Here is a 14,594-nt window from a genome sequence, read left to right on the forward strand (position 1 = left end):
CAGTCATGGCCAATAGAGAGTTCCAGTTGATGCTTCGCCAGTTTGTAGATGGACAGTCGCGTAAGGGAATGCTTGCCTCGATCGAGCAGCCGGTTCTTAAACGCATGTTCATATACGGCATGACAATGATTACGTGCATTGTGGCGGTGTATGCGGTGTTCTTCCTGTATAACGGAATGCCGCATCACTTGCTCAATGTACTGACGAACTTTGCAGGCATTGCCGTGGCGGCATTCATTGCATGGCGCTGGGGGAACTATCGGTGTGCGCTGCTGTTCATGAACAGCTCGGCATTTGTCATGGTAACGATTAATGCCGTTTATCAGGGTGGCGTTGGTTCACCCGCGTTCTGGTGGATGTCCGTCTTGCCCTTCGCGACCGTGCTGGGTGGTTCGATGCGGGCAGGTATTGTGCAGGCCTGTGTGTTGGTCGTTTTCGTGGCCTTGCACGCCTTGGGCGCGATGGAAGGCTGGCTGCCAGCTCTGGAGTTGGCGAAGCAGCCGGGTTTGCACAAGTCCCTGTCGGTCGTCTTTTCTACGCTGTACTTCCTGCTGTTCCTGATTCTGAGTTTGCGCTGGAAGTCGCTGTTGACCCAGGCGTTGTACGACGCCCTGAAGATGGCGCACGAAGCAACGGAGGCCAAGGCGCGCTTCCTGGCCAATATGAGCCACGAAATCCGTACTCCGATGAATGCGATTCACGGCCTGGGTCATTTGCTTGGAAGAACGAAGCTTGACGACTGCCAGCGCGACCACGTGCGCAAGATCATGCAGGCCAGCCAGCACCTGTTGGGCATCATCAATGACATCCTGGATTACTCGAAGATCGAGGCGGGTTGCCTGAAGGTTGAAAAGGTACCGTTCGATTTGCCGAATATGCTCCATGAGGTGCGGGACCTGCTTGCCGAGCGCGCACAGGCTAAAGGCCTGCACCTGACACTTGAGGTCGATGCGGCAATCCCTCACGGGCTGATTGGCGACTCGCTGCGCCTTTCTCAGATACTCCTCAACCTTGGGGATAATGCCGTCAAGTTCACTCGCAGCGGCAGGGTAAGCATGACGGTGGAGTGCCTGCGTGCAGACGATAAGGACGTACTGCTGCGCTTCTCTGTGCTCGACACGGGGATTGGTCTGAGCGACGCGCAGAAAACCAGGCTGTTCCAGGATTTCACCCAGGCCGATGAATCGACGACCCGCCAGTACGGCGGAACGGGGTTGGGGCTGGCGATTTCAAAGCGCCTTGTCGAGCTGATGGGCGGCGAAATCGGTGTGAACAGCGAGTTCGGCAAGGGTGCGACGTTCTGGTTCACTTTGCCGTTGCGCCGCGACGGCGCGCCACAGATCTGGCAGGCGGCGACACAGGCCAATCGCCGTGTGCTGGTGATCGATAACGACGCGCACGATCGCCAGGCTCTGTGCCAGGCATTGAGAAGCCTTGGCGCGGAGCCATGCGAGGCGGCTAACGGCGAGGCCGCACTAGCCGCCTTGCAGACGGCTGTGAAGGTGGGTACGCCTTACGAGGCTGTGCTGGTCGACTGGCGCATGAGCGAAATGGACGGGCTGCAGGTGATTTCGGCCATTAAGACCCTGGCGCTGACGCCAGCGCCGCGCCTGGCTCTGGTGACTTCCTATGCGCATGAGCAGTTGCAGGCGCTTGATCTGGGCGCCGACACCGTGCTGTTGAAGCCAGTGCCAGCCGACTTGCTGGGGGCGGCGTTATGGCCTCGCACCGAGGAGGCGCCTGCGCCGGCTGCACCTGCCTCCTCTTCGGCCAGTAGCTTGAAAGGCGCGCGCGTACTGGTGGCGGAAGACAATCTTCTGAACCGGCACGTACTGTTGCAGTTGTTGGCGGAGTTCGATGTGCTGGCAGAGTTTGCCGACAACGGCTGCCAGGCGCTCCAGATGGCGAGCCAGAAAAGCTACGACGCCATATTGATGGACATTCAAATGCCGGAGATGGATGGCGTCGAGGCCACCATTCGACTGCGTGAGCGGCCCGAATTCGCGCAGTTGCCTATCATCGCGCTCACCGCAAACGTGATGGAGGATGAGCGTCAACGCTGCCTGGCGGCGGGCATGAATGATTTCCTCGCAAAACCTGTTGAGCCATACACCCTGCAGCAGACCTTGCGGCACTGGATCAGCAATGAGCGCGGTGCCGATGCGGCGGAGAAGACACTCGCATCCCGGGAGCAGACCGAACCTTGGCCAATCGTGATCCAGGGCCTGGATATGGATACGGGGCTGCGCTATGTCATGGGCAAATACGATACCTACCTGACATTTGTGCAAGAGTTCGCTCACGACCAGGCTGGAGCGGCTGAGCAGGTGGCGCAAGCGCTTAGCCGCGGTGACTGGCAGAAGGCAGGCAGGATGGTGCACATCTGCAAGGGGCTCGCGGCAACGATCGGCGCCAGTGCCTGTGCCCAGGTCGCCGCTGAACTGGAGCAGGCATTGCGCAAGAAGCACGGCGACCCTGAATTGCAGGCACGCTTCGAAGCTGAGTTGGCCTCTGTGGTGAGTTCAATTCGCTCGGCAATGCCGGCAGCGCCGCCCGGGGCGGAGAGGGAGGCTGCAACCGGCGTTGATTCAGACTCTCAGCGAGCCGTGGCGGCAATGCGCGAAATGCTGCGGAGCAACGACATGACGGCCAGATGGGTTTGGGACGATAACGCGGCGGTGTTCCTGGCAATGTTCGGGCAACGTTTTGATGAGTTGCAGCAGGCTGTTCACGAGGTCAATTACCCCTTGGCTTTGCGGATACTGGACGAAATTACGCGCCTGAACCCAGCGTGGGATAAGTGAAATGAGTACGCATCACGAACGAGGTAGGCAGACCGTCCTGGTAGTGGATGATGTTGCACGAAACCTCACGCTGATAAGCCATATATTGAGGCCGCATTACACCGTCAAGGCGGCAACGTGCGGCGAGCAGGCTCTGCACCTGGCGGTTGTAGTTCGCCCGGATCTGATTCTGCTGGATGTCGATATGCCAGGCATGGACGGGTACGCCGTTTGCCGGCGGTTGAAGGCCGATGCGGCTACGCGAGATATCCCGGTGATTTTCCTCACGGCCATGACCGGGCCGCTCGAAGAGACGGCGGGTTTTGACGCCGGGGCCGTGGATTATATTTCCAAGCCGGTATTGGCCGAGATCATGCTCTCGCGCGTCAAGGCGCATCTGACGGTCGGCGTCATGGCCGGAATGTACCGTGACAAGGCCTCTTTTCTCGAAAGGGAGGTGGCACGGCGCACTGAGCAGATCGCCCGGGTGCAGGAGGTCACGCTGTTGATTACTTCGTCGCTGGCTGAGGCGCGTGACAATGAAACAGGCACCCACATTTTGCGTACGCAACACTATGTGAAATGCCTGGCCGAGCATCTGCGGGCTCATCCGCGCTTTGCTGACCAGCTCACCGGCGAAACAATCGAGGCGATCTTCAAGTCGGCGCCGTTGCACGATATTGGCAAGGTGGGGATTCCAGACCGCATTCTCTTGTTGCCTGGCCGACTTTCGCACCGGGAGATGGAGATCATGAAAACCCATACCACGATTGGCCGCGATGCAATCGAGCGGGCAGAACAGCGTCTGGGTTACTCAATGCCTTTTTTGCGAGTTGCCAAGGAGATGGCCTATTGTCATCACGAGAGGTGGGATGGCAGTGGCTACCCGCAGGGCCTGGCCGGCGATGCTATTCCAATCGCTGCCCGGTTGATGGCGCTTGCCGATGTGTATGACGCATTGATCAGCAAGCGGGTTTACAAGCCCGCCATGTCGCATGATGACGCGACTCTCATCATCCTGGCGGGGCGGGGACAGCAATTCGATCCCGATGTGGTGGATGCCTTCGAGGCGGTGCAGGTTGAGTTTCGGGATATCTCCATGCGGTTTGCCGATAGCCAGCAGGATTTCGACGAGGAGTTGCTTCGGCTTGATTGGGTGGCGGAGTCGCCATGACTGCGTGGCCGCATCATTCCTCTATGTGTGGTCGGCCAATGAGTTCTGGGGGGCCTTTAGCGGTAACAACAGGCTGAATCGGGCGCCGTGCCCGAGCGTGCTGTCAACGACGAGTTTGCCCCCGTGTCGTTGCGCCACCTTTGATACGAAGGCGAGGCCGAGGCCAAAGCCTTTGTGCCGTGAGCCGAATGGCGAGTGTGAGAATGGCTTGTGCAGCGCCTGCACCTGTAGCGGATCCAGCCCCGGCCCTTGGTCGATGACGTCGATGCGCCACAAGTCTGCGGTGTGAGTGATTTGGCATACGATTTCGGCACCGCGCGGACTGACCTTGATGGCGTTGTCCAGCAGATTAGCCAGGGCCCGCTGCAACAGCACGGTATCGGCAAGGACTTCGCCCTCATCGGGTTGGTCAATTCTGATGTCGATCTGGCTGGCCTTGGCCGTTGACCAGGCTCCATCGATCGCTTCGTAAAGAACGGCGTCCAGATGGCAGGGGGAGAGCTGGAGTTCGCCCTCCTGGACTTTGGACATGAGTAAGAAGGATTCAGCCAACTGCAGTGTCCTGCGGGCGTTGCTCTCGATGCGGCGCGTGAACTCTTCGGGCTCTACCGCACCAGGGCTGACGCGCAGCAGTTCGATGAGCGTGAGCGTGGAAGCCTGGGGCGCGCGCATATCGTGGGTGATGAAGCGCAGGGCTTCATCGCGTTCGGCTTGCGCCTGACGCAGCCCGGTGATGTCGGTACAGATGACGACATACTCGTTGCCTAGGGTGGTGGAGTCCGTGTCGTGAACCCGTGTCATGCGCAACATGAGTGACCGTTCGCCATCGCCGCATTCGATGCTGCCTTGTTCATGGGCGAATACTCCCAATCCCGAATCGCTGAATACCGCTTCCCCATCCAGGGTGCGCAGTCTCTTGAGTAGCGAGGACGCTCTTTTCCCGGAGAGGTCCGAAGGGGCGGATACCCCGAAGTATTCGGCTGCCGCGCGGTTGGCGAGCAATACGTTGCTCAGTGCGTCGCATACGAGCGTGGCGTCGGGCAGCGCTTGCACAGTGTCGTCAAGAAACTGTTTGTAGTTTTGTAGCTGTGCCGTGCGCTCGGCTACCTGGCCCTCAAGGCTTTGGTTGAGCGCCTGGAGTTGCGCTTTTGCTTCGCATAGTTGGATGACATGCGCCAGCTCCTGACGATGCAGCTTCAGCAACTGAGTGCACAGCATGGCCAATCCGATGATGAGCACTGGCAACGTGCCCAGGTTCTGCGCCGTGATTGGTTCGATCCAGCCCAGGTAAATGATCGCGATACCGCCGAGGTGCATTCCCAGGGCCGCCAGCACGACGATGTATCCGGCCTGCCAGTCGCGGCGCATTGCAACCATCGTCAAGAGGCCGAAGCCGATGAAGTAGACGGCGCTGATGTGCAGCGCTGCGAACACACTAAGGTGATCGATGGCCCACAGGTCAATTTCCAGAACCGCGGCGAAGATGCTGAGCCCGAGTGTCCAGCTCCGCAGTGTGTTCGATGCCCCCGTTGCACCGGCTATTCCCATCGTCACCAGGGTCAGGGCGGCAGTCACCCAGGCGACTTGCAAAATGGGGGCTGCCGAGTCGTCGACTTGCAGCGCGCCGCGCAGCCCGAATGCCGTGGCCCCGAGCCCGTAAGCCAGCGCAAACCACAACAGCCAACGCCAACGCAGCGCATGCCAGGCGCAGAAGAACAAACCTCCCGCCAGCAGGAATGCCAAGGCAATCGCCCCTGCAGTGGTATCAGCGGTGCCCACGAACTCCACGTAGCTCATTGCTCATCCTTGGCTCGTCCGGTTTGGCCGATGCCGTTCACTGGACCTTGGCCGGCTCACGAATATCGATCCTCGTGGCTGGCGGTTGGAACCTTATGTGCGCATGGGGTGGCCCAAGGGCGCCTGGTGGGGATGAAACGGTCAGTAGCGCTTGTAGCTGTTCAGATTCTGTTGGCCGATGTTTGCAATTGCTCCGGTGGCAGGTTGTTGTCCCTAGCGACCATTTAAGTTCATTTGCGCGAGAATGAAACAGGGCGCACCCAGGGTGTTGTGGGGCTTCTGGGGTGGGCGGGGTTGCTGTCAGGCGCTAGACCGGGTGCTTGCCGGTATGCCGCTTGCTCATGTAGCCGAGACGCTGGCGTTCGAGCGGCGCTGTGCGAGCCGTTACTCTTGGCTAGCTGTCCGCCAGTTCCGGGACCGGCCGGTCTTCCAGCAGGCGGGCGAGGGCGGCTTCGATCAGATCAAAGGGAATCCGCATGGCGGGGCACTCGAAGGCGCCGCGCGGCATGCAGCCCCGCGCGGCGGCGAGCGCAGCCTCAGTCCCTGCTCTTGTCGGTGTCTTCGCTGGTGTCGATCAGGTCGTCCACCGGCGGCACGTGGGTGGTGCTTTCCATGTGGACCGGATGCTCCAGTTGCTTGCTGAAGCGCTCCAGCGTGCCTTCGTGGGGCTTGGCGTCGCTGTCGAACACCGGCGGGCTGAGCAGGTAGGCGGTCAGCAGTTTCGCTAGCGCGGCCAGGCTGTCGATGTGAGTGCGTTCGTAGCCGTGGGTGGCGTCGCAGCCGAAGGCCAGCAGGGCGGTGCGGATGTCGTGGCCGGCGGTGATCGCCGACTGTGCGTCGCTGTGGTAGTAGCGGAACAGGTCGCGGCGCACGGCGATCTCATGGCGTTCGCCGAGCCGCAGCAGGTGCCGCGACAGATGGAAGTCGTACGGTCCGCCGGAATCCTGCAACGCCACGCTCACTGCGTGCTCGCTGGAGTTCTGCCCTTCGGCCACGGGGGCGATATCGATCCCGACGAATTCGCTGACATCCCACGGCAGCGCGCCCGCCGCGCCGGAGCCGATTTCCTCGGTGATGGTGAACAGCGGATGGCAGTCGATCGGCGGTTCCCGGCCGCTCTCCCGGATGGCCTTCAATGCCGCCAGGAGCGCGGCGGCGCCAGCCTTGTCGTCGAGGTGGCGGGCGCTGATGTGGCCGCTCTCGGTGAACTCCGGCAGAGGATCGAAGGCGACGAAATCACCGATGGCCACGCCCAGCGTCTCGCTGTCTGCGCGGCTCACGGTGTAGATGTCCAGGCGCAGTTCGACGTGATCCCAACTGATCGGCAGGGTATCCACTGCAGTATTGAACGCATGCCCGGAAGCCAGTAACGGCAGTACGCTGCCGCGCAGCACGCCATTCTCGCAGAACACCGTGACGCGGCTCCCCTCGGCGAAGCGACTCGACCAGCAGCCCACTGGCGCGAGCGCCAGCCGGCCATTGGGCTTGATCTCGCGGACGATGGCGCCAATCGTGTCGAGGTGCGCCGAGACCGCACGGTCCGGGCTGTTGCGGCGGCCCGCCAGCGTTGCGCGGATGGTGCCGCGGCGGGTCATCTCGAAGGGTACGCCAATCTCCTCCAGGCGCTCGCCAACGTAGCGCACGATGGTGTCGGTGAAGCCGGTGGGGCTCGGGATGGCGAGCATTTCCAGCAACACGCGTTGCAGGTAGTTAAGGTCGGGTTGTGGCAATGGGCTCATGCCGAAGCCTCCGTGCCGGGGTGGAATTCGCGGTGCAGCAGCTCGCGGCTGAGCGGGAAAAGCAGATCGAGGAAGCGCTCGGCGGTGGGCTGCGGTTCGTGGTTGGCCAGGCCAGGGCGTTCGTTCGCCTCGATGATCACGTAATCGGGCTGGTCGGCCTCGCGCACCAGCAGGTCCAGGCCGGTGACAGGGATCTCCAGCGCCCGTGCCGCGCGGATCGCGGCTTCGGCAAGCTTCGGGTGCAGGCGCTCGGTGACGTCCTCCAGAGTGCCTCCGGTATGCAGGTTGGCTGTGCGGCGCACGGCCAGGCGCTGGCCGCTGGGCAGCACGTCGTCGTAGCCGAAGCCGGCGGCGGCAAGGGTGCGCTCGGTTTCGCCATCCAGCGGAATGCGGCTTTCGCCGCCGGTGGCGGCCTGGCGACGGCGGCTCTGCGCTTCGATCAGCTTGCGGATGCTGTGCCGGCCATCGCCGATCACTTCGGCGGGGCGGCGGATCGCGGCGGCCACCACTTCGTAGCCGATCACTACGATGCGCAGGTCCTGGCCGGTGTGGTAGCTCTCCAGCACGACGCGTGTGTCGAACTGCCTGGCGTGGGCGATGGCGTTCTCCACCTCGGCGGGGCTGCGCAGATCCACGGCGACGCCCTGGCCCTGTTCGCCGTCCACCGGCTTGACCACCAGGGCGCCGTGTTCGCGGAGGAACTCGGCGTTTTCCCTGGCGCTACCCGCCAGGCGCTGGCGCGGCTGGCACAGGCCGCTGCGTTCCAGGGCTCGGTGGGTGAGGATCTTGTCCTGGCACAGGCTCATGCTCACCGCGCTGGTCAGGTCGCACAGCGATTCGCGGCAGCGTATGCGCCGCCCCCCCTGGGTCAGCGTGAAGATACCGGCGTCGGCGTCCTGGACCTGCACTTCGATACCGCGGCGATGGGCTTCGTCGACGATGATCCGCGCATACGGATTGAGCCCTTCCTCCGGACCGGGGCCGAGGAAAAGCGACTGATTGATGCCGTTCTTGCACTTGATGGCGAAGGTTGGCAGCTCGCGGAAACGCAGCTTGCGATACAGCGCCTTGGCCTGCTGGTTGCCATGCAGCACGGAAAGGTCCAGGTACGCCAGGCCGCGGCTCATGAAGTGCTCGATCAGGTGGCGGACCAGCGCTTCGCCTACGCCGGGGCGGCTCGATTGTGGGTCCACCGCCAGGCACCAGAGGCTGGAGCCGGCTTCCGGGTCGCGGAACGCCTTGGCGTGGTTGATGCCCATGACCGTGCCGATCACCGTGGCGGTCTCGTCGTCCTCGGCCAGCCAGTAAGCCGGGCCGCCCTGGTGGCGTGGGGTGACGTTGGATGGATCGACCGGCAGCATGCCGCGCGCCAGGTACAGGCGGTTGATCGCCGCCCAGTCCTCGTCGCTGTGCACCCGACGGATGCGGAATCCACGAAACGGCCGGCGCGCCGGGCGGTAGTCGGTGAACCACAGACGCAAGGCGTCCGAGGGATCGAGGAACAGTTGTTGCGGCGCCTGCGCCAGCACTTGCTGGGGCGCTGCGACGTAGAGGGCGATATCGCGCTCGCCGGGCCGTTCGTTGAGCAGCTCCGCGGCCAGTTGTTCGGCGGTGGCGAAGGTATGCCCGATCAGCAGCCGTCCCCAGCCGCATTGCAGGATCAGCGGGCCTTCGTGGCCCTGGGCGTGGTCGCCGGCGAAACGCGCCTGCAACCGTTCGTAGGTCGGCGTCTGGCCTCTGAGCAGGCGCTGTTGGTTCAGATGGGTCTTCATGATGCACTCCCTGAAGGAATTCGTCCTGGGCCTCACAAGCCTTGTTCGGTCAGCCAGAGGTTGAGCGCGGCCAGTTGCCAGAGCTTGGAGCCGCGCAGTGGCGTCAGGTCGCTCGAAGGATCACTGAGCAGACGGTCGAACATCGCTGTCTCGAACAGCCCGCGGTCCTGGCTCGGGTCCAGCAGCAGTTCGCTGACCCAGGCGCGGGTGTTGCCTTGCAGATGCTTGAGTCCCGGCACAGGGAAGTAGCCCTTGGGACGGTCGATGACCTCGCGGGGAATGATGCGGCGGGCGGCGGCCTTGAGCACCTGCTTGCCGCCGTCGCCGAGCTTGAAGCGCGACGGGATGCGTGCCGAAAGCTCCGCTACGCGGTAGTCGAGGAACGGTACGCGGGCTTCCAGGCCCCAGGCCATCGTCATGTTGTCGACACGCTTGACCGGGTCGTCCACCAGCATGATCGTGCTGTCCAGGCGCAGCGCCTTGTCCACCGGGTCGTCTGCCCCCGGCTGGGCGAAATGCTCGCGGACGAACTGGCCGGCCACGTCCTCCACCCGCAGCGCTTCGCGCACGGTGTCCAGGTACTCGCCGTGGCTGCGGTCGAAGAACGCCGCGCGGTAGGCCTGCAGCGGATCCTTCGCGCCAGCCACCTTCGGGTACCAGTGATAGCCGGCGAACAGTTCGTCGGCGCCCTGGCCACTCTGCACCACCTTGCAGTGCCGTGATACCTCCCGCGAGAGCAGGTAGAAGGCGATGCAGTCGTGGCTCACCATTGGCTCGCTCATGGCGCGGAATGCTGCCGGCAACTCTGCGATGACTTCCTTCTCATCGATGCGCAACTGGTGGTGGCGGGTGCCGTAGCGCTGGGCGATCAGGTCCGAATACTGGAACTCGTCGCCGCGCTCGCCGCCGGCATCCTCGAAGCCGATGGAGAAGGTCAGCAGGTCGTTCACGCCGGCTTCATGCAGCAGGCCGACCAGCAGGCTCGAATCCACCCCGCCGGAAAGCAGCACGCCAACCTCGCGGGCAGCGCGCTGGCGCACGCTGACGGCGTCGCGCAGGCTGGCGAGCAGGCGGTCTTCCCAGTCGTCGGGGGTCAGTTCGCGCTCATCGGGCAAGGGGCCGTAGTCCAGGGACCACCAGCGATGACGCTCGCTGTGGCCGTCGGCGTCGATGGTCATCCAGGTTGCCGGCGGCAGTTTCTTCACCTCCGACAGCAGCGTGCGCGGGGCGGGCACGACGGCGTGGAAGTTGAGGTAGTGGTTGAGCGCCACCGGGTCCAGCGCCGGGTCGATGTCGCCGCCCTTGAGCAGCGCCGGCAGGCTGGATGCGAAGCGCAGGCGCTGGCCGTTCTGCGACAGATACAACGGCTTGATGCCGAGGCGGTCGCGGGCGATGAACAGGCGCCGTTTGTCGCGTTCCCAGATGGCGAAGGCAAACATGCCATTGAGGCGTGGCAATAGTTGTTCGCCCCAGGCGTGATATCCCTTTAGAAGTATTTCGGTATCGCCACCGGAAAAGAAACAATAGCCAAGCGCTTCCAGCTCACGGCGCAGCTCGGGGTAGTTGTAGATGGCGCCGTTGAAGACCAGCGACAGGCCCAGCGATGTATCGATCATCGGCTGGCCCGAGGCTTGGGCCAGGTCCATGATCTTCAGCCGCCGATGCCCCAGAGCCACTGGCCCTTCGCTGTGGAAGCCCCAGGCATCGGGGCCTCGCGGGGCGAGGTGATGGGTTATGCGTTCGACTGCCGCGAGATCGGCAGCCTGGTTATCGAAGCGAAGTTCTCCTGCTATTCCGCACATGTCCTTACCGGTTCTCCGTTGGGGATGAGTGGGTGGCCCCTCACGAGGGCCTTAGGGGAGGACCGCCTGATTGGATGAGAGTTCTAATTGATTTCATTGAGGAAGTTTCACGACGCAGGTGAACGATCATGGCCGATAGCAAATCTCCGACACGCAATGCCCATGCCCTCTCGATGCTCCAGGCGCTGCGCCGGCTGCAGCAGGCGGCCGAGGTGCACTCCAAGAGCCTGGGGCGCGATGGCGAGCTGACCCCGCTGCACCTGCTGATCCTGCAGGTGGTGGAATTGGAGGGTGAAATTACCGCCGGTCAGTTGGCCAGGCATGTAGCCCTGTCTCAATCGTCGCTTTCCAGCGCGCTGGCGCGGCTGGAGAGCCGGGGATTGTTGAGCCGCCGCCGCGATGACGACGACCGCCGCAAGCAATGGCTCAGCCTGGAGGGCGAGGGCCAGCGGGCGTTGCGCAACGCGCCGGAACTGTTGCCCGAACATGCCCTGGAGCGCTTTGCCGGGCTGCCCGAATGGGAGCAGCACGCCATCCTCGCCGGGCTGCTGCGTGCCGCCGAACTGTTCGAAGCCCCGGAAGTCGGGGCGGAGCCGGAGGAGGAGGAATTCTGAGCCTCAGCCCAGCAGCTTCTGCGCGGCCAGCGACAGGCTGACCGCTACCAGCATCATGGCGAACAGGCGCTGCAGGGTCTGCCCACCCAGGCGGACCGCCAGGCGATTGCCGAACAGCACTCCCAGCGCACCGCCCGCGGCGAGACAGGCCAGCAGCGGCAGCGGCGGTTGCGCGTGGCTCAGGTAGAGCAGGAAGCCGCCGCCGGAGACCAGCGCGATCACCGCCATCGAGGTGGCCGTCGCCGCCAGCATCGACAGCGGCGTGAACCACAGCAGCCCCGGCACGATGAGGAAGCCGCCACCTACTCCCATCAGTCCCGAGAGCAATCCCACCGCCAGGCCGACGCCGAGCAACGGGCCGTTGCGCATCGGCTTGCCGACCTTGCGAGGTTGGCTGGAGCCTTGCCACATGCGCCACGCCGACCAGAGCACCAGCACGCAGAAGCCCACGATCAGCCACGAGTCCGGTACGTAGCGCCCCAGCCATTGGCCGGCGGCGTTGCCTGGCCAGCCGGTGATCACCAGCCAGAACAGCGGCCTCCAGGCCACTTGTCCCTGGCGTGCCCGGGGCACCGCGCCGACCGCAGCGGAAAGCGCCACGGCACCCAGGCTGACACCAATCGCGTCATGCAGCGGCAGGTGCAGGCTGAGCAGCAGCGGCAGCGCCACCAGCGAGCCGCCGGCACCGGTCAAACCGAGCAGCAGGCCGAGGATCAGGCCGATGGCGGAAGATTCCAGCAGTAGTGCATCCATGTCGGTGGTCCGCTCTGGAAGCTTGTCGCGGCAGCGAGTGCCGCGACTGATGATCAGGAGGCGTTCTGCCCGCGCACGACTTCGCGCAGGAAGAATCGGTTCGGATGGCAGGCCTCGGCGACGGAGCGCGGCAATGGCAGCGGTTCGTCGTCCAGCCAGGCGGCCAGCAGTTCGCCGGCCAGCGGGGCGGTCACCAGCCCGCGCGAGCCGTGGGCACTGTTGAGGTACAGGCCGTCGAGCCAGGGGCAGGGCGTGTCCGGCACCTGCCGGGCATCCTTGCCGAGGATGGCGTAGGCCTTGGCGAAGGCGGCGCGCTCGGCCAGCGGGCCAACCAGCGGCAGGTAGTCCGGCGTGGTGCAGCGGAACGCCGCGCGGCCTTCCAGGGTTGCCGGATCCAGCGTGGCGACGCCCAGGCGCTGGCCCAAGTCCGGGGAAATCTCCGCCAGCAACTCCAGATTGCCCAGGTGTTCTTCCAGCGATGGCTCGGTATCCGTGCGCTTGAAGTCGAAACTGGCGCCGAGTGTATGCTCGCCGCCGCGTGCCGGTGCGACGTAGCCCTCGGCGCAGACTACGGTACGCAGCGCCTCGCTCGTGGCGGTTGCCGGCAGGCGGGTGATCTGCCCGCGAATGCGCTTGAGCGGCAGGCTGCTGGCGCCCTCGAAGTCACGCACCTGGGCGGCGGTGGCGAGGATGGCGACCGGCGCGGCGGCCAGTTTCTCATCGCCGTGCCAGGCGCTCCAGCCGTCGGCATCGCGTTGCAGGCGGACCTGCCGGCCAGTCACCACGCGGATGTTCGGATGCTGTGCCAGCAGACGGCAGAGTGCCGGCGGGTGCACCCAGCCGGCTTCGGGGAAAAACAGCCCGCCGGCTGGCAGGCCGACTCCGGCGACGGCTTGGGCCGCGCTCTGGTCGAGCACGCGCAGCAGCGATGCGGGGAAGGCGGCGGCCAGTTGCGCCTGGCGCTGTGTCTCGGTCTCGTCGAAGCCCAGTTGCAGCACGCCGCAGGCCGACCATTGCGTGCCTGCCTGCAGGCGCTCGATCAGCCGGCGAGTGTGGCCGAAGCCGCTGATGATCAGCCGCGACAGCGCCGTGCCGTGGGCGGAGAGCTTGAGGTAGAGCACACCTTGCGGATTGCCCGAGGCCTCCTCGGCCAGCGCGCCATGTCGTTCGATCAGCGTCACCTGCCAGCCGCGCGCGGCGAGGCTCGCTGCACTGGCGCAGCCGGCCATGCCGCCGCCGATCACCAGTGCCGTGCGTGGCCCCTTCGGGCGGGCGGGGCGGGCATACCAGGGTTTGCCTGTCGGTTGTTCGCTGCCGGTGTATTCGCCCTGCGACATTTCCCATTTCTTGCCGAAACCGGGTGTCCGGCGGATGACGAAGCCGGCTGCAATCAGCCCGCGGCGGACGAAGCCGGCGCTGGTGAAGGTGGCCAGGGTCGTGCCCGGCGCCGAGAGGCGGGCCAGTTCGGCGAACAGCGCGTCGGTCCACATCTCGGGGTTCTTCGCCGGCGAGAAACCATCGAGGAACCAGGCGTCGATACGTGCGTCCAGTTCCGGCAGTGTTTCCAGTACATCGCCCACCAGCAGGGTCAGGACCACGCGGCCGCCGGCGAAGACAAAGCGCTGGAAGCCGGGATTGACCGCTACATACTGCGCCAGCAACTGCCGCGACCAGGGCAGCAGCTCCGGCCACAGAGCCAGGGCGCGGTGCAGGTCGTCCGGCGCTACCGGGAACTTCTCCACGCTGACGAAGTGCAGCCGCGCATCCGCCGGGGCCAGCTCCTCGAAGCGTTGCCAGGTGCAGAGGAAGTTCAGCCCGGTGCCGAAGCCGGTCTCGCCGATGCACAGGCGGCCGCCGGCGGGCAGCGCGGCAAAGCGTTCGGCCAGGCGGTTGCCATCGAGGAATACGTGGCGCGTTTCGTCGATGCCGGAGGCGCGGGAAAAGTACACGTCGCCGTAGGTTCGGGACGTAGGCTGGCCGTTCTCGTCCCAGTCGATCTGGGCACTGTGGATATCAGGCATGTGATGCGGGTTGGCAGTGAAACGAAGGCGGCAGTTTAGCCGATCCTCCGCACAGACAGCCTGCGTCACATCCGCTACCTTGTAGAGATTTAGCAGTCTGAATCGGGTGTTCCTGCCGCGCCGGAGCATCGTCAGATTC

General features: G+C 64.3%; 9 protein-coding genes. 3 read left to right on the forward strand and 6 right to left on the reverse strand.

Features of this window, described 5'->3' with window-relative positions:
- The first annotated feature begins 5 nt into the window (after positions 1-5).
- Positions 6-2,804 carry a response regulator gene (locus tag OU419_RS09110; RefSeq protein ID WP_254471830.1) on the forward strand — a complete coding sequence of 933 codons (2,799 nt, stop codon included), beginning with the start codon at positions 6-8 and terminating at the stop codon, positions 2,802-2,804.
- 1 nt (position 2,805) lies between these two features.
- Positions 2,806-3,957 (forward strand): HD-GYP domain-containing protein, encoded by a 1,152-nt coding sequence (locus tag OU419_RS09115; protein ID WP_254471831.1) that lies wholly within the window; start codon positions 2,806-2,808, stop codon positions 3,955-3,957.
- 21 nt (positions 3,958-3,978) lie between these two features.
- Here OU419_RS09115 and OU419_RS09120 read toward each other — a convergent pair whose 3' ends face one another.
- The 4 genes from OU419_RS09120 to OU419_RS09135 form a co-directional block, all read right to left on the reverse strand.
- Positions 3,979-5,754, reverse strand: a complete 1,776-nt coding sequence (locus OU419_RS09120) for an ATP-binding protein (protein WP_254471833.1) — start codon at positions 5,752-5,754, stop codon at positions 3,979-3,981.
- 536 nt (positions 5,755-6,290) lie between these two features.
- A complete protein-coding gene (locus OU419_RS09125; protein WP_254471834.1) occupies positions 6,291-7,493 on the reverse strand; it encodes an osmoprotectant NAGGN system M42 family peptidase in 1,203 nt (400 codons plus the stop codon).
- The gene (gene ngg / locus OU419_RS09130) at positions 7,490-9,265 is read right to left on the reverse strand and encodes an N-acetylglutaminylglutamine synthetase (RefSeq protein ID WP_254471836.1); all 1,776 of its coding nucleotides are present in this window, start codon (positions 9,263-9,265) and stop codon (positions 7,490-7,492) included. The genes OU419_RS09125 and ngg overlap by 4 nt, the downstream gene beginning before the upstream one ends.
- 32 nt (positions 9,266-9,297) lie before the next feature.
- Positions 9,298-11,067: an N-acetylglutaminylglutamine amidotransferase gene (locus tag OU419_RS09135; RefSeq protein WP_254471837.1), complete on the reverse strand. Its 1,770-nt coding sequence runs from the start codon at positions 11,065-11,067 to the stop codon at positions 9,298-9,300.
- 128 nt (positions 11,068-11,195) lie between these two features.
- On the opposite strand from OU419_RS09135, the gene OU419_RS09140 reads away from it, so the two are divergent.
- Positions 11,196-11,681, forward strand: a complete 486-nt coding sequence (locus OU419_RS09140; RefSeq protein WP_254471838.1) for a MarR family winged helix-turn-helix transcriptional regulator — start codon at positions 11,196-11,198, stop codon at positions 11,679-11,681.
- A gap of 3 nt (positions 11,682-11,684) precedes the next feature.
- Here OU419_RS09140 and OU419_RS09145 read toward each other — a convergent pair whose 3' ends face one another.
- Both OU419_RS09145 and mnmC read right to left on the reverse strand, forming a co-directional pair.
- Positions 11,685-12,434: a sulfite exporter TauE/SafE family protein gene (locus tag OU419_RS09145; protein WP_254471840.1), complete on the reverse strand. Its 750-nt coding sequence runs from the start codon at positions 12,432-12,434 to the stop codon at positions 11,685-11,687.
- 53 nt (positions 12,435-12,487) lie between these two features.
- The gene (gene mnmC / locus OU419_RS09150) at positions 12,488-14,455 is read right to left on the reverse strand and encodes a bifunctional tRNA (5-methylaminomethyl-2-thiouridine)(34)-methyltransferase MnmD/FAD-dependent 5-carboxymethylaminomethyl-2-thiouridine(34) oxidoreductase MnmC (RefSeq protein ID WP_254471842.1); all 1,968 of its coding nucleotides are present in this window, start codon (positions 14,453-14,455) and stop codon (positions 12,488-12,490) included.
- Positions 14,456-14,594 lie beyond the last annotated feature (139 nt).

The sequence above is a fragment of the Pseudomonas triclosanedens genome (genome assembly GCF_026686735.1).
Lineage (GTDB): Bacteria > Pseudomonadota > Gammaproteobacteria > Pseudomonadales > Pseudomonadaceae > Pseudomonas > Pseudomonas triclosanedens.